The sequence below is a fragment of the Streptomyces aculeolatus genome, from assembly GCF_020400605.1.
In the GTDB taxonomy this organism is placed as follows: domain Bacteria; phylum Actinomycetota; class Actinomycetes; order Streptomycetales; family Streptomycetaceae; genus Streptomyces; species Streptomyces aculeolatus.
The window spans coordinates 264,997-286,467 of record NZ_JAINRD010000001.1; the positions used below are offsets into that span (position 1 = coordinate 264,997).

Here is a 21,471-nt window from a genome sequence, read left to right on the forward strand (position 1 = left end):
CCGCGCCGTTGCCCCGCCCCTCCGCCCCGCCGCCCCGCTACATTCCGCGCAGAGCCTGCCCCAGCAGCCTTACCCCCTCGGTCACGGCGTCGGGGTGGCTCGCCGCGTAGCCGAGGACCAGGCCCGGGGGACCGGGGCGCAGCCGGTGCCAGGACAGGGGCTGCGCCTTGACGCCGCAACTGAGGGCCGCCGCCGCCAGCTCCGTGTCGGTCACCCCCGCCGGCACCTCCCAGCCCGCCCCGCGCCCGCCGCCCGTCCCGCGCCCGCCCGCCCCGCGCCCACCTGCCCCGCGTCCGCCGCTAGGTGCGTGCCCGTCGTCCGGTCGCGGTCCGTACGCAACCGGGCCGCCCGCCTCGTCGAACGTCACCGTCAGGTGCAGCCCCGCCGCCGCGCCGTGCACCACCGCTCCCGGCAGGTGTTCCGCGATCGCCGTGATCATCGCGTCCCGGCGCCGCCGGTGCCGCCCCCGGAGCAGCCGCAGGTGCCGCTCCATCTCCCCTGACTCCATCAGCCGTGCCAGCACGAGCTGCGGCAGCACCGCGTTGCCCAGGTCGGTGAACCGCTTGGCGTTCACCAGCGCGTCCCGGTACCCCGGCGGCGGCACGACCCAGCCCACCCGCAGCGCCGGCGCCAGCAGCTTCGACACGCTGCCCATGTAGCAGACGCGCTCCGCGAGCATCGCGCGCAGCGCGGGCACCGGCGGCCGGTCGTAGCGGTGCTCGGCGTCGTAGTCGTCTTCGAGTACGAGCCCGCCGTCCTCGGCCCAGCGCAGCAACTCGCGGCGGCGCTCACCGCTGAGCACCGCGCCCGTCGGGAACTGGTGCGCCGGGGTGAGCAGGACCGCACGCGCGCCGGTCGCGCGCAGCGCGTCGACACGTATGCCGTCGGCGTCCACCGGCACCGGGAGGATGTCCAGCCCGCCGTTCTCCAGATGCTGGCGCATACCGAGCGAACCGGGGTCCTCCAGCGCCACCGCCTCCATGCCGTCCGCGCGCAGCACCGGGTGCAGCAGGGTGAGCGCCTGGGCGGTGCCGGCGACGATGACGACGTCGTCGGGGTCGGCGCGGATGCCGCGGTTGCGGGCGAGCCAGCCGGACACGGCACGGCGCAGCGCGGGGGCGCCGTGCGCGTCGCCGTAGCCGAGGTCGGTGGCGGACATCTCGGCGAGGACGGCGCGCTCGGCGCGCAGCCACGCGGCGCGGGGGAACGCGGCGAGGTCCGGCAGCCCGGGGGTGAGGTCGATGCGGGCCGGCGCGGCACGCAGCGCGTCGAAGGCGTCCGGGCCGGGCGCGGCCGGGAAGAACACGGTGGGCCGCGCCGCCCCGGGCTCCGCTACGGCCCCGGCTCCCACCGGCGCCGCGACCACCACCGTCCCCCCGCGCCGCCGGCCCTCGACGTGCCCGTCCTCCGTCAGCCGCCGGTACGCCTCCGTGACCACCCCGCGCGACACCCGCAGCTCCGCCGCCAGCACCCGGGTCGGCGGCAGCCGGCCGCCGACCGGCAGCCGCCCGTCCGCGATCGCCTCCCGCAGCCGCCGCGCCAGCCAGTCCGCCATCCCGCCCGCCGGCGCCTCCCCGACGTCGAGCTGCAGGAAATCCGAACCGTACGCTTTGGACCTCTCAGAGGTCGCTTCTTCCACCCCGTTCATGGAGCCATCGTGGCACGCGCCACTGACAACGCCCCTTCCGAAGCCGCGTCGCCGCAGCTCAGGAACGGTTCTCACGCCCACGCCCCCCATCGCCGGCCCTCTCACTCCCCGAACTCGAACTCCCCCGCTCCCGCTCCCTCCAGCACCGCCGCCTTCGCCTTCACGCCCCACAGGCCCGCCAGCTCCCCGCGCACCGCCTCCGTCAGCTCCGCCACATCCGTCGCAGCCGCCTCGTGCATACCCTCCGCCACCACCAGCACCCGGCGCGTCTCCGTGCCGACCGCCGAGTACCCGCTCTGCCGGTTCGTCCAGCGCCGCGCGTGCGCCCGCCCCGCCGAGTCGGCGAACGTCACCTCCCCCGGCGCCGGATGCTCCGTCCCGCCGCCGAACGTCGTGTACGTCTCGTCGCCCACCGCCCGCCGCACCTGCAGCCACGGCTCCGCGATCCGGTCCACGTCCAGTACGGCGACGGGGATCGCGTACGCCATCGAGACCGCGTTGCACAGGTCCACCACCGGGTTGATCCGCGGCAGCGACCCCTCCCGCCGCAGCCGCCGCAGCAGCGACTCCGACGCGCACCGGTACTGCGTCGGCCGCAGCCCCAGCCGCGCGTACGTCCGCCGCCACGCCCGTACCTCGGGGAACTCCGCCTCCGTGCCCGCCGCCAGCCGCCGCCGCGCGACGTCCGTGTACGCCGCGATCCGCGCCTCCAACTCCGCGCCCCCGCCGGGACCGAAGGCGTCGCCGCTCCCCGCGTCCCCGTACAGCACCCCCGCAACCAGCTCGGGGAACTCCGCCCGCAGCTCTGCCGCATGTCCGAACCGCATCGTCACGCCACCGCCAGCTTCGCGCCCAGCCCGACGAACGACACCGCGAAGACCCGCCGGATCCCTGCCATCACCCGCGGCCGCCGCAGCACGTGGCCGCGTACGGCCGCCGCGCACATCCCGTACGCCGCGAACACGACGAATGTCAGCCCCATGAACACCGCGCTCAGCCGCAGCATCGCCGCCACCGAGCCCTCCTGGCCCGCGGGCATGAACTGCGGCAGGAACGCGACGAAGAACATCGTCAGCTTCGGGTTGAGGAGGTTGAGCAGCACACCGGAGACGATCACCCGGCCCACCGGCTTCGGCCCGGCCGCCGCGTCGGCCTCGACGACCAGCGCCTCCTTGTCGCGCAGCGTCGACCACGCCATGTACAGCAGGTACGCGACGCCCAGGTACTTCACCACCTCGAACGCCACGGCGCTGGTGTGCAGCAGCGCCGCGAGCCCGGTGACGGTGGCGAGGACGTGCGGGACGGTGCCGAGCGTGCAGGCGAACGCGGCGACGACGCTCGCGCGCCTGCCGTGGGAGAGCCCGGCGACGAGGGTGTAGACCACCCCCGTGCCCGGGGTGGCGACCACGATCAGCGTGGTCAACAGAAAGGCGATGCTCACGGGACTGCCTCCGGCGGTGGTGATCGGCTACTGCGGAACACCACCACCCTCACCCGCCGATGGCCTGACGGGCAGAGCCAAAGAGGAGCGAGATCACTGGTCCATAACCGGGGAGCCCTGGGCGTCCACCCCGGCCGCCACCATGTCCGCGAACACCCGCGCCAGCGGCGACAGCGCCGCCCACCGCCGCACCGCCCACCCCGCCCACAGCGGCGGCAGCTCCGGTACGGGCACGAGCCGCACCCCCGGATGCCGCCCCTCGCGCCACCCCGGCAGCTCCGGTACGACGGCGTAGCCGAGCCCCAGCTCCGCGAGGAGGATCGCCGTGTCCCAGTCGGCGACCGACGTGTCGAACGCCGGCAGCCGCACCCCCGACTCCGCGAACCACGCCTCCAGGTGCGCCCGCGAACTCGAGTTCCCCGGCAGCCCGATGAGCCGCACCGCCGCCAGGTCCGCCGCCCCCACCGCCGACCGCTCCGCCAGCGGATCGCCCTCCCGTACGGCCAGCACCCACCGCAGCTCCGCCGCGCGCCGCAACTCCACGCCCCGTACCGGCGCGGCGATGGTTATCCACGCCAGGTCGGCGCCGCCCGCGGCCAGCGCGGCGACGCAGCCGCGGCTGGAGTTCTCCGTCTGGAACTCCAGGCTGACCTGCGGATACCGCTCGCGGAACGCGACGACCGCCGCCGACATGAAGTGCCGTACGGTCGTCGCCCCCGTCGTCACCCGCACCGACCCGCCGTCCCCGCGCGCCAGGTCGCGCAGCCGCCGCAGCGCGTGGTCCACGCCGCCGATGCCCTCGGCGGCGGCACCGCGCAGCAGCTCCCCGGCGTGCGTGGGCACCACGCCGCGCGGATGCCGCTCCACGAGGCTGAGGCCGACCTCCCGCTCCAGCCGCTTGACGTGCTGGCTGACGGCCGACTGCGTACAGCCCAGCTCCCGCGCCACCGCGCTCAGGCTCCCCGCCCGGCACACGGCGACGAACACCCGCAGGTCGTCCAGAGTCATGGGCGTCAAGCTAACCCTTGGGGACGCCCAAGGACACCCGAGGATTGACTTGGACGGATCGCCGCGCCCACGATGACCACGATCTTTGCTGTACGCCCGCACCCGGCCCGACCGCCCGCACGACGCAGGAACAAGGGGACCGCCCCCCGCCCGGGAGACCGACCTACGGAACGAGGACGCCGCCGTGGAACCGCTCGAAGCCGCCGCGCTCGCCGGCGCCGGACTCGTCGCCGGCGGCATGAACGCGGTCGTCGGCTCCGGCACGCTCATCACCTTCCCGACGCTCCTCGCCCTCGGCTATCCGCCGGTCCTCGCGAACGTCTCCAACACCGTCGGCCTCGTCCCCGGCGTCGCCGGCGCCGTCTACGGCTACCGCCGCGAACTCCGCGGCCAGCGCAGCCGCATACTGCGCTTCGGCACCGCCTCCCTCATCGGCGGCCTGGCCGGCGCGCTGCTGCTCCTGCAACTGCCCGCCGAGGCGTTCCAGGCCGTGGTCCCCGTCCTGATCCTCACGGCCTGCGCCCTGGTCCTCCTCCAGCCCGTCCTCAGCCGCCGCCTCGCCGCGCGCAGCGAGGACGACGACTCGGACGGCGGCACCCCGATGTGGATCGGCGTCCTCGGCACGGGCGTCTACGGCGGCTACTTCGGCGCCGCGCAGGGCGTCATCCTCATGGGCCTGTTCGGCACCTTCGTCCGTGACGACCTCCAGCGCCTCAACGCCGTCAAGAACGTCCTCGCCGCCCTCGTCAACGGGGTCGCGTCGATCGTCTTCATCATCGTCACGGACGTCGACTGGACCGCGGCCGGCATCATCGCCATCGGCTCGACACTCGGCGGCTTTCTCGGCGCCCACCTGGGGCGGAAGCTCACCCCCGCGCTGATGCGCACGATCATCGTCACCGTCGGCACCACCGCCGCCCTCACCATGATCATCCGCTGACGGCGCGCGCGCCTTACGAGCCGGCGGAGCGGGGACGTCGCGGCGGTGTGGTGCGGCTCCCCCCGTTCCGGATCGATGCCGACCGATGCGCTGAGCCGGCGCCGGCCGCGGTGGCCACCGGTCGGCACGTCGGCTCCGGTCGCGGGCACCGACTCGCAGACGTAGACGCCCGGTCCGGCCTCCTGGTTCTCGACCGCCGGAAGTCCGGACACCCGCTCCCGTGTACTTCGGCCGCACGCGCCTGGGCAGGCTCTAGCCGAACACCCGGTCCAGCACCGTCGCGATGCCGTCCTCGTCGTTCGACCCGGTCGTCTCGTCCGCGACCGCGGCCAGTTCCGGGTGCGCCCCCGCCATCGCCACCCCGTGGCCGGCCCAGCGGAACATCGGTATGTCGTTCGGCATGTCCCCGAACGCGATCGTCTCCGCGCCCCTGACCCCGAGCCGGCGCGCCGCGACCGACAGGCCCGTGGCCTTGCTCAGCCCGAGCGGCAGCACCTCGACGGTGTCGGCGCCGGCGAGGACGACCTCGACGAGGCCGCCGACCGTGTCGCGGGCCGCGGCCGTCAGCGCGTCGTCGTCCAGGTCGGGGTGCTGGAGGTAGAGCTTGCCGATCGGCTGGGCCCACAGCTCGGCGCGCTCCGCCACCCGCCGGACCGGCAGGTCCTCCCGGGCCACCGCGCGGAAGCCGGGGCCGAAGAGCACCTCGCCCGCGAGGCCGTCCGCGCTGGCGGCCACCACCACCTCGCCGACCTCGGCCTCCAGCTTCGCCACCGCGTCGGCGGCGAGCCGCCGGTCGAGCGTCACGGAGGTCAGCAGCCGGTCCTCGCCCGCGTGGTACACCTGCGCGCCCTGGCCGCAGACGGCCAGGCCCTCGTAGCCCAGCCCGTCCAGTATGTGCCGGGTCCAGGCCACGGCCCGGCCGGTGACGACGATGTGCGCCGCGCCCCGCGCGCACGCCGCCTCGATCGCCGCGCGCGTGCGCGGCGAGACCGTCTCGTCGCTGCGCAGCAGTGTGCCGTCGAGGTCCGTGGCGATGAGCCGGTACGGAAGGGCGCCGCTCATTTCGCCACCGGCTCCAGCACCTCGCGCCCGCCCAGGTACGGCCGCAGCACCTCCGGCACCGCCACCGAGCCGTCCGCCTGCTGGTGCGTCTCCAGGATCGCCACGATCGTCCGCGGCACGGCGCACAGCGTCCCGTTCAGCGTCGCCAGCGGGCGGGCCGCCTTCTTCTGGCCCTGCCCGTCGCGCATCCGCACCGACAGCCGCCGCGCCTGGAACTCGCCGCAGTTCGACGTCGACGTCAGCTCCCGGTACTTGCCCTGCGTCGGGATCCAGGCCTCGCAGTCGTACTTCCGCGAGGCCGACGCGCCCAGGTCGCCCGAGGCCACGTCGATCACCCGGTACGCCAGGCCGAGGGCGGACAGCCACTGCTTCTCCCAGTCCAGCAGCCGCGCGTGCTCCGCCTCGGCGTCCTGCGGGTCGACGTACGAGAACATCTCGACCTTGTCGAACTGGTGCACCCGGATGATGCCGCGGGTGTCCTTGCCGTGCGAGCCCGCCTCGCGGCGGAAGCAGGGCGAGAACCCCGCGTACCGCAGGGGCAGCCGGTCGGCCTCGATGATCTCGTCCATGTGGTACGCCGCGAGCGTGACCTCCGAGGTGCCGACGAGGTAGAAGTCGTCGCGCTCCAGGTAGTACACGTCCTCGGCGGCCTGGCCGAGGAAGCCGGTGCCCTCCATGGCGCGCGGCTTGACCAGCGCGGGCGTGAGCATCGGGGTGAAGCCGGCGGCGGTGGCCCGGGCGATCGCCGCATTGACGAGGGCCAGCTCCAGCAGGGCGCCGACGCCCGTCAGGTAGTAGAAGCGCGAGCCGGAGACCTTCGCGGCGCGCTCGGTGTCGATGGCGCCGAGGATGCGGCCCAGCTCCAGGTGGTCGCGAGGCTCGAAGCCCTCGGCGGCGAAGTCGCGCGGGGTGCCGACGGTCTCCAGCAGCGCGAAGTCGTCCTCGCCGCCGACGGGCACGTCGGGATGCACCACGTTCCCCAGGCGCAGCAGCAGCGCCTGGGTCTCGGCGGCGGCCTCGTCCTGCGCGGCGTCCGCGGCCTTGACGGCGGCGGACAGCTCGCCGGTGCGCCGCAGCAGGTCCTGCTTCTCCTCGCCCTGCGCGCGCGGGATCAGCTTGCCGAGCTGCTTCTGCTCGGCCCGCAGTTCGTCGAAGCGCGTACTGGACGACCTGCGCCGCTCGTCGGCGGAGAGCAGCGCGTCGACGAGGTCGACGTCCTCTCCACGGGCGCGCTGCGACGCACGCACTCGGTCGGGGTCCTCACGAAGCAGGCGAAGGTCAATCACGCAGCCAGGTTACCGGGGTGCGCCGACCGGTTCTCCGCCGAATTCCACCCCTGTGGATTTCTCGGCGTTTTGTGGTGAATGACCGGTTTCGCGGATCCCGCTTCTGGGCGGATGGAGAAAAGGTGCACAGCGGAGCAATCGGGACATAAGGTCGGTGTACGTCCGTGGCGTGCACGGCAGTTGGGGAATCCTTTTCCACAGGTGGCCGCGGATCCGGAAAGTTATCCACAGGGCGGGGAGGGGGCCTGTGGAAGCCGGGGAAGATCGTTCCGTAGGGCCGGTGCTGGCGCAGGAATTCCCCGTTTCGCCTCCGGCTACACACCCTTTGGAGCGGAATTGCCTACCGCCTTAGAGTGGATCAAGGGAATTGCCGTGACGAGTAACCATCTGAGCAGTTGGACGCCGGAAATCAGTCACTAGACAGATTTGTCGACATTGCCCGTTCGGGTACCGGAGTTATGCACAGCCGACCCCGACAGCCTGTGGATAACTCCGCGAGCTGTGCACAGACCCCAGGTCAGGCGCGGCCGTCCAGACACCGCGTCAGCCAGTCCGACGCCTCCGTGAAGGCCGTGTCCGACGTCTCCGGGCGCAGCGGCCCGACGTCCGCTGGCGACAGCCCCGCGCGCGGGTACGAGCCGAGGAACCGCACCCGCGGGCAGATCCGCTTCAGCCCCATCAGCGCCTCGCCCACCCGGCGGTCGGTGATGTGCCCCTCGCAGTCCACCGAGAAGCAGTACCGCCCGATGCCCTCACCCGTCGGCCGCGACTCGATGCGCAGCATGTTGACGCCGCGCACCGCGTACTCCTGGAGCAGCTCCATCAGCGCGCCCGGGTGGTCGTCGCCGAGCCAGATCACGACCGACGTCTTGTCCGCACCCGTCGGTGCCGCCGGCCGCGCCGGGCGGCCGACGAGGACGAACCGGGTCTCCGCGTTCTCCGCGTCGTGGATGTCGGAGACCAGCGGCTCCAGCCCGTACACCGACGCCGCGAACTCGCCTGCGAACGCCCCGTCCACCCGGCCCTCCTGCACCTGCCGCGCGCCGTCCGCGTTGGACGCCGACGACTCCCACACCGCGTCCGGCAGGTGCCCGGCCAGCCAGCGCCGCACCTGCGGCTGCGCCACCGGGTGCCCGGTGACCGTCTTGATGTCGGCCAGCTCCGTCCCCGGCCGCACCAGCAGGGCGAACGCGATCGGCAGCAGCACCTCGCGGTAGATCATCAGCGGCTCGCCGAGCGCCAGCTCGTCGAGGGTGGCGGTCACGCCGCCCTCCACGGAGTTCTCGATCGGCACCAGCGCGCCCGCGGCGGCCCCGCCGCGCACCGAGTCCAGCACCGCGGGCACCGAGACCATCGGCACCAGCTCGCGCGTCGCCGCCTCGGGGAGGGTGCGCAGCGCGGCCTCGGTGAAGGTGCCCTCGGGGCCGAGGTAGGTGAAGCGGCTGGCGGACATGGGGGCGGCTCCTCGTGGGCGTTCGGCGAGACGGCCACGATACCCACGGGCACGGGGCGGGGGGTGCCGGTCCGGGGAACGGACGATCATGGGCCCGCCCCGCCGCCCCGCCGCCCCGCTCAGCCCTCCAGCAGCCGCTGCCCCACGTACTCGCCCTCCCGCGCCCCGCCCGGCACCGCGAACAGCCCGCTCGCCTCGTGCCGCAGGAAGCGCGACAGCCCGTCGCCCCGGTCCAGCTTGCGCTGCACCGGCACGAACCCCTTCAGCGGATCCGCCTGCCAGGCGACGAACAGCAGCCCGGCGTCGGGCACCGGTCCGTCCCCGGTGTCGAGATAGCCGTCGTGGTACGAGAACGAGCGTCGCAGCATCGTCGCCCCGCCGTTCGACTCCGGCGCCGCCACCCGTACGTGCGCGTCTCCCGCGATGGCCAGCGAGCCGTCCGCGAGCTGCTTGTTCATGTCCACCGGTGTCGTCTCCTCGCCGCCCGACAGCGGTGCGCCGTCCGACCTGCGCCGGCCGATGACCCGCTCCTGCCGCTCCCGCGACAGGTGGTCCCAGGTGTCGAGCAGCATCCGGATCCGGCGGAACACGGCGTACGAGCCGCCCGCCAGCCACTCCTGCCCGGCGTCCGCCGGCACGAAGACGTGGCCGTCGAAGTCCGGGTCCTCGGGCCGGGGGTTGTTGGTGCCGTCGACCTGCCCCATCAGGTTGCGTGCCGTACGGGGCCGGTCGGTGGCCCCCGGGGTGCGGTTGAAGCCGCTCATCTGCCAGCGCAGGACCGCCGCGTCGCCCGCCCGGCGCTGGAGCGTGCGCAGCGCGTCGAACGCCACGAGGGCGTCGTCGGCGCCGATCTGCAGCCACAGGTCGCCGTCGCTGCGCCGCGCGTCCAGCGCGTCGGCGGAGAACGCCGGCAGCGGGGCGAGCCCGGCGGGGCGCCGGGCGGCCAGGCCCGTACGGTCGAAGAACGTCCGCCCGAAGCCGAACGTCACGGTCAGCGACGCGGGCCCCGCGTCGAGCGCGCTGCCGGTGCCGGACGCCGCCGCCTTCCCCTCGCTCAGCTCGCGGGCCGTAGCGGACCACCGCTTGAGCAGCGCCGCGGCCTCCTTGCGGCCCGCGCCCGGGGCCAGGTCGAAGGCGGCGAAGTGGCCTGCCGCCTGCAGCGGGGTGGTGATGCCCGCCTGGTGCGGGCCGTGGAACGGCACACCGTTCGCGCCGATCGACGTCAAGGGCGCGGGGGGCGCGTCCCGCAGCGCCTCGGCGGCGGCCGCGCCGGAGGCGCCGCCGGCGAGGAGCCCCGCCGCCCCGGCGGCCCCCGCCGCGCCGACGAGGCGGCGGCGGGAGACCGGGTGCCGGGAGGCGGCCGTGGCGGCGCCGGTGCTCTTCTCTGGTTCTGTGCGGGTGGAACGGGTCGGGCTCACGGGATCGTCAACTTCTTCTCTTCTGTCGCCTGGTCGATGGGCGAGGTGCGCACGGTCAGCCGGAGGGTCCACTCCCCGGCCATCGGGAGCTGCACGCCGGTGGCGGCCCAGTGCCCGTTCTCGACGGGCGTGGGGGTGACGGCGAGCGGGCCGACGTCCTTCTCCTCCAGGGTGAAGGAGAGCCGCACCTCGGGGACGTTGAGGAGCTGGTTGTTCGCGTCCGTGAGGTAGATGTGCAGCTGGTTGTCGCCGGTCCTGCCGGGGTCGACGGTGATCTCCGCGGTCCCGGCGCCGCCCTGCCCGCCCGTGTCGTACGGGATCTTCACCTTGACCGGCCCGGCCGGCTGCCGCTGCGCCGACTCGGCCGCGGCCTGCTCGGTCTCGGCCCGGCCCGGCTGGGTGCCCGTCAGCAGGGTGACGACCGACAGCAGTACGACGGCGAGGACGGTCTCGACGAGGACGGACTGGCGCAGGCCACGGCGCACGGGGTCGGAGTCGCGCTCCTTGCGCGCGCGGTTCGCGTCGACGGCGGCCCGCTGGCGGGCGAGCTGCGCGGCGCGGTCGGGATCGCCGTCGGAACCGGAACCGGATTCAGAACCGGATGCGGCACCGGCGTCCGCCTCCGCTGTCGCGGCGGCGTGCACGAGCGGCGCCTCCGCCGTCGCGCCGGCGGGCTCCGCGCCCGCCGAAAGACCGGAGCCGGCCAGCCGCTGCGTCCACCGCCGCGACGTCCAGCCCGCGGTGATCAGCACCGCGACCAGCCCCAGCTTCACCAGCAGCAACTGCCCGTATGCCGTGTCCGTCAGCGCGCCCCAGGTCCCCAGCCCGCGCCACGCCTGGTACAGCCCCGTCACGGCGAGCACCGTCACCGACGTCAGCGCCAGCCGCGAGAAGCGGCGTATGACGTACGACGGGACGCGCGGCCCGAGGCGCAGGCTCAGCATCAGCGAGGTGAGGCCGCCGAGCCAGACGGCGACGGCCAGCAGGTGCACCATCGACATCGGCACGGCCAGCCACGGCTGGATGCCGGTGGAGGCGTGCTCTGCCATGCCCCACGTCGCGGCGAGGCCGACGGCGACCACGCCGCCGCCGAGCCCGAGGCCGATGGCCAGGTCGCGGCTGCGCGCGGCGTCGTCATCCGCGCGGTCGGCGGCGACGGGCCCGGCCGCGTCGGGCCCGTCGGCCGCGGCGGAGCCGGCGTCCCCGCCCGCAGCCCTGTCTGTGTCTGCTTCCGCGCTTTCGTCGGCGCCCGCGCCGCCCACGCGTGCCGCTGCCTTCGCGCGCGCGCCCTTCGCGCCGGGCGCGTTCTCCCGCCCGTACACCCCGAACAGCACCGCCAGCACCACCGCCGCCGCACCCAGCAGCAGCAACCGCGACAGCAGCGCCGTCCCCGGGCGGGTCTCCAGTACGTCGCGCACCGAGTCGAGCCCGAAGTCGGCGCCCGTGTACGGCCCGCGCAGCAGCAGCAGCGCCACGGTGGCGGCGAACAGCAGCGCCCACCCCGCGCTCGCCACCCGGCGCACGACCCGGCCCCGCCCGCCGCAGACGCCCGCGAACACGGCGCCGCCGACGAGCAGCACGAAGCCCGCGTACGCGACGTAGCGCCCGGTGTCGTACAGCGCCTTGGCGCTGCCGTTGTCCTCGCCCGCCTCGGACACGGCCACCGTCGTCTTCGACGGCTTGCCCACGGAGAACGTGAACGCGCCGGAGATCGGGTGGCTGTCCGCGGACACCGTCTTCCAGACCACGGTGAACGTGCCGTCCGGCAGCCCGGGGCGCAGCGCGGTGGTCGCCGTCTTGGAGTTGCCGTCGACGTGGGCGGCGCCGCCCTTGGTGACGTCGTTGCCGTCGGGGTCGAGGACGCGGATGGCGTCGTCGCTCAGCTGCACGGCCTCGGAGAAGGTGAGGGAGACCGCCTGCGGCGCCTCCTGGACGACCGAGCCCTCGGCGGGGTCGGTGCCGGTGAGGGCGGCGTGCGCCGCGGCGGGGGTGGCGCCGGGTACGAGGACGCACAGCACGGCGGCGACGGCGGCGCACAGGGCCCCGAGCGCGCGCCTGCGCTGTGCGCGCCCTGCGTGCGTCGAGCGCCGGCGGATCGGTGCGCGGCGGGCTCGGTGGAGCTGTCCGGTTGGGGTCATGACACGCCTCTCACTCCGCGGGGCGGTACGTCGTCGGCTGCACCGGCACCTCGACCTCGATCGGCTCCGACTCGGCGAAGTGCAGCACGAAGGACACCTTCTCGCCAACCTCCGGTTTGCGATCCAGCTTCTCCAGCATCAGATGGGAACCCCCGCGGGCGAGGGTCAGCTCGCCGCCCGCGGGCACGTCGAGGCCGTCGACGGCGCGCATCCGCTCGCCTTCGGTGACGTGCATGGTGACGTCGTCGGCGAGGTCGGTGCTGACGCCGGTGAGCCGGTCGTCGGCCGCGCCGTCGTTGCGTACGGTCAGATAGCCGGCGGCGAGGTCCTTCATCACCGGCTGCGGTACGAAGCCGGCCTCGGCGCGCAGCCGGGGCCCGGAGCCGGGGCCGGCGCCGCTGCCGCCGCCGTCGCCGGATTCCGCTTTCGTCCGCGTACCGGAGTCCTCACCGGAGCATGCGGCCAGGCCGAGGGCGAGGGACAGGGCGGCAGCAGTAACTACTGCGCCCCGGCGGGCACGCCTCACGGCTTCTGTCCCTTGACCAGCTTCGGCATGTCCTTCGCGTACTGGTCGGCCGTCACTCCGGCCAGGTAGAGCACGTGCGCCTTGTCGTCCTTCGGCGAGTACGCCAGCACCTCCGCGCCGTGGCTGACGGTGATGCTGCCGTCCTTCTCCTTCACCGGCTTCTCCAGGTGCACGCCGACGCTGCGCGCGGCGTCCTTGACCGTGTCGAAGTCGCCGGTGAGGCCGATGAAGTCCTTGTCCTGGGCGTCGAGCCACTCGCCCATCCGCTTCGGGGTGTCCCGCTTCGGATCGGTGCTGACCATGACGACCTGCAGCTTCTCCTGCTCCGCGCGGGGCAGCTTCTGCTTGGCGATGGCGATGTCGCTCATCGTCGTGGGGCAGACGTCGGGGCAGTTGGTGTAGCCGAAGAACAGCAGGGTGGGCTTGCCGGCGGTCTCGGCGACGAAGTCGTACTCCTCGCCTTCGGTGTCGGTGAGGACGAGGTCCGGCTTCTCCTTGGGGGTGTCGAGGACGACACCCGGCTTCGTGCTGCCGCCGGAGATCTCGACGGCGGGCTTGGCGCCGTCGTCGCCGGAGTCGGAGCCGCAGGCGGTGAGGGTGAGCGCCGCGGCGGCGGCGAGGGCCGCGGCGGCGTGGACGGTGGTGGTACGGGTTGTGCGCATGCTGTGTTCCCTTGAGGGGTGGGGTGGCCCGGACGGGATCGCCGGCCGGGCCACCGCTTGCCTTTACGTACGGGTGCGGGTGCCGCGCCTACTGCGCCGCGGACGAACCGCCCGCCCCGCGCCGCCGCGACTGCACGCCGAACGCGACGCCGGCGGCGCCGAGCGCGATGCCGACGATGCCCAGCGTGCGGGCCATGGTGTCGGAGGAGCCGTCGTCGTCGGAGGCGGTGTCGTCGCCGTCGTCGCCCTTGCCCTCGGCGGCGGCGGGCTCGGCGTCGTCGCCGTTCCCGGCGTCGTCGGCGTCGGCGTCGTCGTCCGCGTCCTCGGCGGGCACCAGGGCCAGCACGGGCGCCGGGCTCTCCGGCTCCTCCGCACCCTCCTCGGGGACCTCGATCCAGCGGACGACCTCGCCGTTGTCGTACGTCTGGATCGCCTTGAACACGAGTTGGTCGGCGTCCTCGGGCAGGGCGCCCATGGAGACCGGGAACCGCTGGAACGTCCCCGGCTCGACCTCCCCGCCGGACCACGTGACCTTGCTGGCCGCCTCGGTGATCTTCTCGCCGTGCGACTCGATCGGGGTGTCGAGCTCGGCCTGCTCCACCTTCACGTCCCAGCCGGGCACGGGCTCGGGCATGACGGACGTCAGCGGGTGGTCGGTCGGCAGCGTGACCTCCAGCTTGATCGTGGAGGCGTCGTCGCGTTCGTTGGGCACCTTGAAGTTGACGGTGGCGTACCCGCCCTGCTCGGCCTCGCCCGGGTCGACGCTGACGTGCGCGGCGGCCGGCCCGGCGAACGCGAGGACGGCGGCGCCGGCGGCGACGGCGGTGCTGACGGACATCCGCCGCATACGGGATGACTTCATGAGTGACACACTCCGGTCGGTGTGGATGGATTGGGGGTTGGCGCGCGTGCGGCAGCGGCGCGACCACCCGCTCACCCGAGGCCCCCGCGTCCGCGTCCGCCCGTGTCGTACGGGGCGTGCGGCGCGTGGGCCGTAAGCCGGAGGGGGTGCGGTCGCGTCAGGCCGCGAGGGCGAAGGCCGGAGGCCCGCGGCGTACGACGGTGTGCTGCAGGTCGCGTACGGTACGGGCGCTCCGCCCGTCGTACGCCGTCCGCGCCCGGACGCGCGCGGCCGGCCGGCCCGCGCCGTCGAACCCGGCGTCGAGGGCCCGCACGTAGCGCACGGCGGCGCGCAGCGGGGCGAGGCCGGCGCCGGTGCCGGCGGCGAGGCGCAGCAGGGTCGTCAGGGCCGCGTCGCCGCGGCGCAGCAGCCAGCCGGCGGCGAGGGCGGCGAGGAGGTGCCCGAGGACCATGGGCAGCGAGTACGTGGCCGGGTCGAACACGGCGCCGAGGCCGCCGCCGTGCACGGCGTGTGCGCTGTCCGCGACCCCGCCGGCAGCGTCGGCACCGCCTGCGCCGCCGACACCGGCGTCCGGGTCGAGCCCGGCATTGGTGACGATCCGGCGGGCGCGGCCCTCGCTGAGGTTCATCGCGGCGTCGTTGCACAGCAGCCGGCGGGCGAGTTCGACGGCGGCGCTGCCGCCCTCGCCGCCCGCGCCGCTCCCGTGCGCACCGCCCGCGCCCGCACCGCCCGCACCGGCGCCCGCGGCGACGGCGCGGTGCTGCCCGAGCCCGAAGACCCCGTGCAGTCCGATCTGCCCCACCGCCAGCAGCGCCGCGATCCCGGGCAGCGACCGCTCCCGCCCGGCCAGCGGCACGGCCACCGCGAACACCAGCGCCGCGGCGACCCCGAGGGTCCACAGCGGCACCGTCTCGTTCGACGCCAGCACGTGCCCCCCGGCGGACAGCACGACACAGACCGCGGTGAACACCGCGGCCCGTAGGAGGCGCAGCTCCGCGGTGGCGGGCGCGTGAGGGGCAGCCATGGCGGGCGCCATCATCTCACCGCACAGCCGTACGGGCCCGGGCGGGGCGCCGATCGGCCGGATTCGGGCCATGTCATGTCCCACCCCGAATGGCGGAAGAAACCCCTCCGCCGAATGAGGGTTCTCACGCAACTCGCGTGCTTACGGTGCCGACACAAGGGTTATACGTACCGTATGTCGGGGTGGCGGCCAGGAGGCTGAACGCATGAGCATGTGGTGGTCACTTCGACTGCGCCGGGAGGCGGCCAGCGTCCCGCTCGCCCGCCGCCTGCTGGTCGGTGCGATGGAGACGGCCGGGGTGGACCCGGACGTCGCCTTCGACCTCTCCCTCGCCCTCACCGAGGCGTGTGCCAACGCCGTCGAGCACGGCGGCGCCGCATCCGGCGACGACTACCGCGTCACCGCCTGCTTCGACGGCGACCGCTGCCATATCGAGGTCATCGACTCCGGCCCAGGCTTCGCCACCTCCGCCCCGCCCCCGGAGACCCCCCGCGCCCCCGCCACCGCCGCCCCCCTGACCGACACGGGCGCGGAGGGCGGCCGCGGCCTGTTCCTGATCGCGGAGCTGAGCGACCACGTCGACATCCGCGACCGCCCGGGCCGCGGCGCGGTGGTGAGCTTCGACAAGATCCTCAAATGGCGCGAGGACGCGCCGCTCCAGGCGGCGTGACTGGCAGAGTATCGGTCTGACCTGCTATTTTTCCCAGATTCCTGGGGTAGTGGGCCACCGTCAACGACTGTGAATCAAGCTGCCAGGGCACAATGAGGGCACACCTGCTCGCGGCCCTGATCCGGTGTGCCCTCGGTAGGCGGCGGGACGAAGGCCGCGTCGATGGCCTGGCGGGTGCGGGCCTCGCTCTGCGGCATGAGGTGGGTGTACGTCCGCAGGGTGAAGCCGGGATCGGAGTGCCCGAGGTATTCGGACAGGGCCTTGATGCTCTCCCCAGCGTCGAGGAGTACCGAAGCGTAGGCGTGCCGGAGGGCGTGCATGCCGTCGTCCGGCGCCGCGGCGTAGCGCGGTGAGCCTTTCTCCCGCGGCGGTATGACGCCGGCCGTGGCGAGGGCGGCCTTCCAGTCGTACTGGTTGAAGACGCTGCGGTGGTACGCCTTGCCCTCGTCCGTGGTGAAGAGCAGCCGGTACGTACGCTCTTCGCCGTCCGGGACCCGCCACGGCAGGGCGACTCGCTTCGGCGGGAACTCCTTGACGTGCTCCTTCAGCACCTTGGCCAGCTCATCCGGCAGCGGGATCGAGCGCAGCCGCTCTCCCTTGGGCAGCGCGAAGACCATGCTCGACCGGACCAGCTTGACCTGTCGGTTCACGTGCAGCAGCCGACGCTTGAAGTCGATGTCTTCGACCGCGATGCCGAAGACCTCGCCCTGCCGCAGCCCGCAGCCGAAGGTCAGCTTGCCGCCTGCCCGGAAACGCTCGGGCAGGCCGGCGATGACGGCGTGCACCCGCTCCACGCTCCACGGGACGATCTTCTTCTTGGGGCGCTTGGGCAGCTTGACCGTGCTGGCCTTGCACGGGTTCTTGACGATCAGTCCGTCTTCGACGGCGGAGTCGAGGATTGCCGTCAGGATGGAGTGCACCCAACTGATCGTGGACGCTTCCAGGTCCGCGTCCTGGAGCTTCTTCAGCCACGCCTGGATCAGCGACGGCTGCGATATCGATCGCAACTGGCGCCCTCCGAGGTGCGGCTTGATGTGGTTGCGCACCACGCCCTCGTACAGGTCGACCGTGCCCATCCCCGCAGTAGCCGCCTGGAGCCACTGCTCCGCGTAAGTGGCGAGGGTGACCTTCCCGGCGTTCGGGTCCACGAAGGTGCCACGCTGCAACTCGGTCTCGACCGAGGCCGCGCGGGCTTCGGCCCTGGCCTTGATCTCGAAGTTCTCCTTGCGCTGATGGCCGTTCAGGTCGCGGTAGCGGACCTGCCAGCGCTTGCCCGTGCCGTGGTCCTTGGTGGGCACCAGACGCCGGGTGCGGCTCTTGTGCTCGCTGCACTCCTCGTCGTCGCTCTTCGGGTGGGATTTGTGCCAGCGGTCGTAGACGTCAGCCATCTAGAAGGACCTCCTTGAGGTCGTCCAGCAGGTGGATGAGTTCGGTCTTGGTCAGACGGCCGAGCGGCTTCGGGACTGACGCATCACCCCCCTTCGCGATGAGGTGGTCGGTGCGCCGGCCTTCGGGGCGGGTGCGGATGGCGTGGTCGAGCGCGCTGTGGTCCTCGCGCGGGAGCAGGGGGCGGATGCCGTCGGCCCAGTCCCAGGCGTCCGCGGTGGTCACCTCACCGGCGCCGGTGACGGTGGTGGTGGTCTCGTCGGCGACCGGAGGCAGCAGCAGGGTGGCGGGGGAGACGCCGAGGGCGATGGCAATGGCGACGAGGTCGTCGACGTCGCAGCGGCGGTCCCCACGCTCGATCTTGCTCAGTGCGGTGGAGGGGATGGGGCGGCCCAAGTCGGTGAGGCGCTCGGCGAGTTCGCGCTGGGAGACGCCCAGCAGGGAGCGGATGCGTTCGATGTTGGTGGCGGTCTGACGGCCGGTAGGGCCGATCTCCACGGGGCGGGTTGCCATGACCGCGATGTTGACCTGGAGGGCGGGGCTTGGGCAAGTCCCAGTGTACGGCTTCGAAGTGGCGATCCGAGGTGGCCAGCGAATGCGGTGGGGGCAACATAGCCGACGATCGCCGGTTGGCCAAACCGGCGTTTCTCCAGACTATTGAGGGGTCGCGCACACCGCCCGACGTCGTTTGGAGGGGATACATGGTTTCCGCGGACAATGCCGCTGGATGTGTCCCCGATCGTGTGGCACTGTTCGTGCCCCGCGGCGTCGCCTAGTCATGATGGAGAGTGTTGGATGCGTTCATCCCGTACCGCCCGGTCCGCCGAAGTGACATCCCGTACCGCCTCGTCCAGCTCCGAGCGCAGCCCGCTGGCCTCTCCGGAGGAGCTGTCCGCCTACCTCGGCATCCCGCTCGGCACCCTCTACTCCTGGAATCACCGCGGCATCGGCCCGAAGGCCACCAAGGTCGGCCGCCACCTGCGCTACCGCTGGCAGGAGGTGGAGGCATGGTTGGACGCCCAGACGACGGATCACGACGTGGCCTGACCACGGGCACGAAGCGGCCCCCGGTGCGCCAACACCAGGGGCCGAAGACACCTCAAGAAACCGCCCAGTAAGCGATCTGCCACACGGTGAAGGTCGGGTAGCCGCCCGGCCCTCACCGGAGAGGACTGTCTATGGACCCACAGACTAAGGCTTCCGCCACCTCCGGTGCATCCCCACTCGCAGCCACCGCGTCCGGTCGGCCGGGGCAGCATCTACTCGATGCGGCTGCGGCTAGCAACTACCGGCAGGCCGGCCGGGCGCCCTTGTCCCGCCAGGAGAAGCGACAGCATGTGCGGGCCCAGGCGCTAGCCGAGCGAGCGGCGGCTAATGCGCGCCGCGCGGCAGCCCAGCAGCCCGATTCCGCCGAACCTTCCGGGGCCGCGTCAGCAGCCGGCAACGGGCCACGGTTGGAAGACGCAGACGAGCCGGAGGACCGAGAACCTGCCGACGCCGACGACCCCACGACCGCGGCGGTTCCGGCCGACGAGAGCCCGGCATCGCTGACTGCCTCTGGTGAAGGAAACGCTCGCGAAAGCGCAGATGAGCCAGCGCAGAACGGGGATGAGGTGCTGGCCGAGCTGCGGTCCGTGATCGCGAAGTTCGTGGTGCTACCCGATGAACAGGCTCTCACCGCGGTCACCCTGTGGGTGGCGGCCACCCACCTACAGCCCGTCTGGCAGCACGCGCCCCGCCTCGCGGTGGTCGGCCCGGCCAAACGGTGCGGCAAGTCCCGCCTGCTGGACGTGATAACCGAGACGGTTCACGACCCCGTCATCACGGTCAACGCCTCCCCGGCAGCGATCTTCCGCTCCATTGGCGAGAAGGAGCCGCCGACCCTTCTGGTTGACGAGGCGGACACACTCTTCGGCACGCTGAAGATGGCCGAGAAGAACGAGGAGCTACGCGGCCTGCTCAACGCCGGACACCAGCGAAACCGCCCTACCCTGCGCGCCAGCGGCCCGGAGAACGGGGTGCAGAAGTTCGCCACCTTCGCCATGGCCGCCCTCGCCGGGATCGGCGACCTCCCGGACACCATCATGGACCGCGCGGTGGTGATCCGGATGCGGCGCCGGGGGCAGGGCGAGAAAGTCTCCGACTTCCGCTCCAGCCGCGACATCCCGTCCCTGCACCAGTTGCGCGGACACCTGGCCCGCTGGATGCGAGCCCAGCGCAAGGACGCTGCCTCGCATGCGCCGGCGATGCCGGTGGCCGACCGGGCAGCGGACACCTGGGAGCCCCTGGTCGCGGTGGCCGACCTCGCCGGCGGGCCGTGGCCCACGCTGGCCCGTAGCGCGTGCAAGACGATGTGCGAACGGGAGGCCGGACGGGACGAGGACGGCGGGTTGAAGACCCGCATCCTGGTCGACATCCGCGCCGCCTTCGCACAGCACGACGACCCTGAGGCGCTGTCCACCGCCACCCTGCTCCGCACATTGAAAGCCGACCCCGAGGCGCCATGGGCGGAGTACGGCACGGGCGGGCTGAGCCCGCGAGGACTGCAACTGCTGCTGCGGGACTACGGCATCTCCTCCGCCAACCGCCGCTTCCGTGACGGCAGCCAGGCCAAGGGCTTCACCCGAGCCCAGTTCGTCGACGCCTGGGACCGGTACACCCCCACCTCACCCCAGCCCGCGCAGGAACCGACGGCCGCCACCGAGCCGATCCCGATCGTCCGGCAACCTGCTCCGCCGCCACCGCCCGCCCTGCTGCCTGGACCACTCCCACCGCCGAAGCCGACTGGAGGAGCGGGCCCGGCCCGCGGCCGGTAGTCACGGTCCTGCTGGCCACAGCCCTGCACCCGTAGCCACTCGTCCCACCCGTCCCTGCCCAGCTCACACCAGGGACGGGTGGCGTAGCTGGGACGAGTCAACCCGTCCCGCGTCCCTCACCCGTACCAAGCTGACCAGCCGTGCAACGAGTGGGACGAGTGGGACGGCATGCGGCCCGCACGCCCTCTCCAGACACCCCACATCGTCGGCACCAGCCGCTCACCTCATCCGTGGAGTCCTGCTTTGATGACCGAAGCCCAGCTCGCAGCTACCCACTCCGTGCCCGGCAGCGTCGCAATCCGGCTCAGCGTGGCTGCCCTTGGCGCCATCGGCTTCGCCCTGTCGTACGACGCCCTGCGCCAGATGGCTGTCGCCGTCCACATCGCCGGGCCGCTGACCTACCTCTTCCCTCTACTCATCGACGGCTTCATCGCGATAGGCGTCTGCGCACTGATCATCCTGCGCACCGCCCCGACCCGGGCCCGCCTGTACGTATGGGCACTGGTCGGCACCGCCACGGCTACCAGCATCTGGGCCAACGCTCTGCACGCCGTACGCCTGAACCAACTCCCCAACCGCCAGCGCGGCCTGCAACTCGGGGACCTTCCGGTGGGGCTGCTCTCGGCCGTCGCCCCGCTCGCCCTCGCCGGAGCCGTACATCTCTACATCCACATCGCCCGCCACAGCCGCACCGCCCACCCGAACGAAACTTCCGCACAGCACACGGCAGATCCCGACCCACCCAACGCAACCCCGTCCACCCGCCTGGTCCCTTCCGGGCAGGTGAACGAAACCACAGGCGCCCCGATAGCCGCCGACGCTGGCCACCCGGCCCAACCAGCCCTTCCGGCCTCTGATCAGGCGCGACAGCGCCGCACGGGCCGTCCACCGGGCGCCGACCTCGACCGGCTCCTGGAGATCGCCCGCAACGCAGTCGCCAGCCAAGGCAAGGTCTCCCGCTCGGTGGTCGAATCCGCTATCCGCGCCGAAGGGCTACCCCTCGGCGGCGAACGCCTCACCGAGATCATGAAGGTCGTGCGTGCCGAAGCCGACACCCCATCCGACCACCTCGTCGGTTGACATCCGCCCGCCCCTGCCAGCCCTCGCCGAACCGACCAGGGCGACCGGAAC

At 73.1% G+C, this 21,471-nt stretch carries 20 protein-coding genes; 5 read left to right on the plus strand and 15 right to left on the minus strand.

Features of this window, described 5'->3' with window-relative positions; genetic code table 11:
• Nucleotides 1-37: 37 nt before the first annotated feature.
• The 4 genes from pdxR to LG396_RS01030 form a co-directional block, all read right to left on the minus strand.
• Nucleotides 38-1,648 carry a MocR-like pyridoxine biosynthesis transcription factor PdxR gene (gene pdxR, locus LG396_RS01015; protein ID WP_225793191.1) on the minus strand — a complete coding sequence of 537 codons (1,611 nt, stop codon included), beginning with the start codon at nucleotides 1,646-1,648 and terminating at the stop codon, nucleotides 38-40.
• 101 nt (nucleotides 1,649-1,749) lie between these two features.
• On the minus strand, nucleotides 1,750-2,418 hold the full coding sequence (locus tag LG396_RS01020; protein ID WP_372483236.1) for a B3/B4 domain-containing protein: 669 nt from the start codon (nucleotides 2,416-2,418) through the stop codon (nucleotides 1,750-1,752).
• 59 nt (nucleotides 2,419-2,477) lie between these two features.
• Nucleotides 2,478-3,089 carry a LysE family translocator gene (locus LG396_RS01025; RefSeq protein WP_018836407.1) on the minus strand — a complete coding sequence of 204 codons (612 nt, stop codon included), beginning with the start codon at nucleotides 3,087-3,089 and terminating at the stop codon, nucleotides 2,478-2,480.
• Between the two features lie 93 nt (nucleotides 3,090-3,182).
• On the minus strand, nucleotides 3,183-4,097 hold the full coding sequence (locus LG396_RS01030) for a LysR family transcriptional regulator (protein ID WP_027741545.1): 915 nt from the start codon (nucleotides 4,095-4,097) through the stop codon (nucleotides 3,183-3,185).
• Between the two features lie 184 nt (nucleotides 4,098-4,281).
• Here LG396_RS01030 and LG396_RS01035 point away from each other — a divergent pair, with 184 nt between their 5' ends.
• Nucleotides 4,282-5,037 carry a sulfite exporter TauE/SafE family protein gene (locus tag LG396_RS01035; RefSeq protein WP_037747825.1) on the plus strand — a complete coding sequence of 252 codons (756 nt, stop codon included), beginning with the start codon at nucleotides 4,282-4,284 and terminating at the stop codon, nucleotides 5,035-5,037.
• 252 nt (nucleotides 5,038-5,289) lie between these two features.
• Here the strand turns inward: LG396_RS01035 and LG396_RS01040 are convergent, their stop codons facing one another.
• From LG396_RS01040 to LG396_RS01080, 9 genes are all read right to left on the minus strand, one after another.
• A complete protein-coding gene (locus tag LG396_RS01040) occupies nucleotides 5,290-6,099 on the minus strand; it encodes an HAD family hydrolase (RefSeq protein ID WP_225793192.1) in 810 nt (269 codons plus the stop codon).
• Nucleotides 6,096-7,385, minus strand: a complete 1,290-nt coding sequence (gene serS / locus LG396_RS01045) for a serine--tRNA ligase (protein WP_078572802.1) — start codon at nucleotides 7,383-7,385, stop codon at nucleotides 6,096-6,098. Before serS ends, LG396_RS01040 begins: the two co-directional genes overlap by 4 nt.
• 517 nt (nucleotides 7,386-7,902) lie before the next feature.
• The gene (gene pheA, locus LG396_RS01050) at nucleotides 7,903-8,838 is read right to left on the minus strand and encodes a prephenate dehydratase (protein WP_037747819.1); all 936 of its coding nucleotides are present in this window, start codon (nucleotides 8,836-8,838) and stop codon (nucleotides 7,903-7,905) included.
• A gap of 119 nt (nucleotides 8,839-8,957) precedes the next feature.
• A complete protein-coding gene (gene efeB, locus LG396_RS01055) occupies nucleotides 8,958-10,256 on the minus strand; it encodes an iron uptake transporter deferrochelatase/peroxidase subunit (RefSeq protein ID WP_225793193.1) in 1,299 nt (432 codons plus the stop codon).
• Nucleotides 10,253-12,394, minus strand: coding sequence for a copper resistance protein CopC (locus LG396_RS01060; RefSeq protein ID WP_225793194.1), 2,142 nt, complete (start codon nucleotides 12,392-12,394; stop codon nucleotides 10,253-10,255). Before LG396_RS01060 ends, efeB begins: the two co-directional genes overlap by 4 nt.
• Nucleotides 12,395-12,404: 10 nt before the next feature.
• Nucleotides 12,405-12,920, minus strand: a complete 516-nt coding sequence (locus LG396_RS01065; RefSeq protein ID WP_027766939.1) for a copper chaperone PCu(A)C — start codon at nucleotides 12,918-12,920, stop codon at nucleotides 12,405-12,407.
• Nucleotides 12,917-13,582, minus strand: a complete 666-nt coding sequence (locus LG396_RS01070; protein ID WP_037747813.1) for an SCO family protein — start codon at nucleotides 13,580-13,582, stop codon at nucleotides 12,917-12,919. The genes LG396_RS01065 and LG396_RS01070 overlap by 4 nt, the downstream gene beginning before the upstream one ends.
• Nucleotides 13,583-13,670: 88 nt before the next feature.
• Nucleotides 13,671-14,429: a YcnI family copper-binding membrane protein gene (locus tag LG396_RS01075; protein ID WP_372483237.1), complete on the minus strand. Its 759-nt coding sequence runs from the start codon at nucleotides 14,427-14,429 to the stop codon at nucleotides 13,671-13,673.
• A 172-nt stretch (nucleotides 14,430-14,601) separates the two neighbouring features.
• On the minus strand, nucleotides 14,602-15,540 hold the full coding sequence (locus LG396_RS01080) for a hypothetical protein (protein WP_225793196.1): 939 nt from the start codon (nucleotides 15,538-15,540) through the stop codon (nucleotides 14,602-14,604).
• 133 nt (nucleotides 15,541-15,673) lie between these two features.
• On the opposite strand from LG396_RS01080, the gene LG396_RS01085 reads away from it, so the two are divergent.
• The gene (locus LG396_RS01085) at nucleotides 15,674-16,138 is read left to right on the plus strand and encodes an ATP-binding protein (protein WP_225793197.1); all 465 of its coding nucleotides are present in this window, start codon (nucleotides 15,674-15,676) and stop codon (nucleotides 16,136-16,138) included.
• 74 nt (nucleotides 16,139-16,212) lie between these two features.
• Here the strand turns inward: LG396_RS01085 and LG396_RS01090 are convergent, their stop codons facing one another.
• Together LG396_RS01090 and LG396_RS39565 are read right to left on the minus strand one after the other, a co-directional pair.
• Complete coding sequence (locus LG396_RS01090; RefSeq protein ID WP_225793198.1) at nucleotides 16,213-17,526, minus strand: tyrosine-type recombinase/integrase; 1,314 nt, start codon at nucleotides 17,524-17,526, stop codon at nucleotides 16,213-16,215.
• The gene (locus LG396_RS39565; RefSeq protein WP_308190050.1) at nucleotides 17,519-18,037 is read right to left on the minus strand and encodes a helix-turn-helix domain-containing protein; all 519 of its coding nucleotides are present in this window, start codon (nucleotides 18,035-18,037) and stop codon (nucleotides 17,519-17,521) included. Before LG396_RS39565 ends, LG396_RS01090 begins: the two co-directional genes overlap by 8 nt.
• Nucleotides 18,038-18,319: 282 nt before the next feature.
• Here LG396_RS39565 and LG396_RS01100 point away from each other — a divergent pair, with 282 nt between their 5' ends.
• The 3 genes from LG396_RS01100 (at nucleotide 18,320) to LG396_RS01110 (ending at nucleotide 21,420) form a co-directional block, all read left to right on the plus strand.
• Entirely contained in the window at nucleotides 18,320-18,571 is a 252-nt protein-coding gene (locus tag LG396_RS01100; protein ID WP_225793199.1) for a helix-turn-helix transcriptional regulator, read from the plus strand.
• Nucleotides 18,572-18,978: 407 nt separating this feature from the next.
• Nucleotides 18,979-20,340 carry a DUF3631 domain-containing protein gene (locus LG396_RS01105; protein WP_372483185.1) on the plus strand — a complete coding sequence of 454 codons (1,362 nt, stop codon included), beginning with the start codon at nucleotides 18,979-18,981 and terminating at the stop codon, nucleotides 20,338-20,340.
• Nucleotides 20,341-20,586: 246 nt separating this feature from the next.
• A complete protein-coding gene (locus LG396_RS01110; protein ID WP_225793200.1) occupies nucleotides 20,587-21,420 on the plus strand; it encodes a DUF2637 domain-containing protein in 834 nt (277 codons plus the stop codon).
• The last annotated feature ends 51 nt before the right edge of the window (nucleotides 21,421-21,471 follow it).

Coding starts and splice junctions, on each gene's coding strand:
- pdxR (WP_225793191.1), bottom strand. CDS start 1,648: ATGAACGGGGTGGAAGAAGCGACCTCTGAGAGGTCCAAAGCGTACGGT.
- LG396_RS01030 (WP_027741545.1), bottom strand. CDS start 4,097: ATGACTCTGGACGACCTGCGGGTGTTCGTCGCCGTGTGCCGGGCGGGG.
- LG396_RS01040 (WP_225793192.1), bottom strand. CDS start 6,099: ATGAGCGGCGCCCTTCCGTACCGGCTCATCGCCACGGACCTCGACGGC.
- pheA (WP_037747819.1), bottom strand. CDS start 8,838: ATGTCCGCCAGCCGCTTCACCTACCTCGGCCCCGAGGGCACCTTCACC.
- LG396_RS01060 (WP_225793194.1), bottom strand. CDS start 12,394: ATGACCCCAACCGGACAGCTCCACCGAGCCCGCCGCGCACCGATCCGC.
- LG396_RS01070 (WP_037747813.1), bottom strand. CDS start 13,582: ATGCGCACAACCCGTACCACCACCGTCCACGCCGCCGCGGCCCTCGCC.
- LG396_RS01075 (WP_372483237.1), bottom strand. CDS start 14,429: ATGCGGCGGATGTCCGTCAGCACCGCCGTCGCCGCCGGCGCCGCCGTC.
- LG396_RS01080 (WP_225793196.1), bottom strand. CDS start 15,540: ATGGCCCGAATCCGGCCGATCGGCGCCCCGCCCGGGCCCGTACGGCTG.
- LG396_RS01085 (WP_225793197.1), top strand. CDS start 15,674: ATGAGCATGTGGTGGTCACTTCGACTGCGCCGGGAGGCGGCCAGCGTC.
- LG396_RS01090 (WP_225793198.1), bottom strand. CDS start 17,526: ATGGCTGACGTCTACGACCGCTGGCACAAATCCCACCCGAAGAGCGAC.
- LG396_RS39565 (WP_308190050.1), bottom strand. CDS start 18,037: ATGGCAACCCGCCCCGTGGAGATCGGCCCTACCGGCCGTCAGACCGCC.
- LG396_RS01100 (WP_225793199.1), top strand. CDS start 18,320: ATGCGTTCATCCCGTACCGCCCGGTCCGCCGAAGTGACATCCCGTACC.
- LG396_RS01110 (WP_225793200.1), top strand. CDS start 20,587: ATGACCGAAGCCCAGCTCGCAGCTACCCACTCCGTGCCCGGCAGCGTC.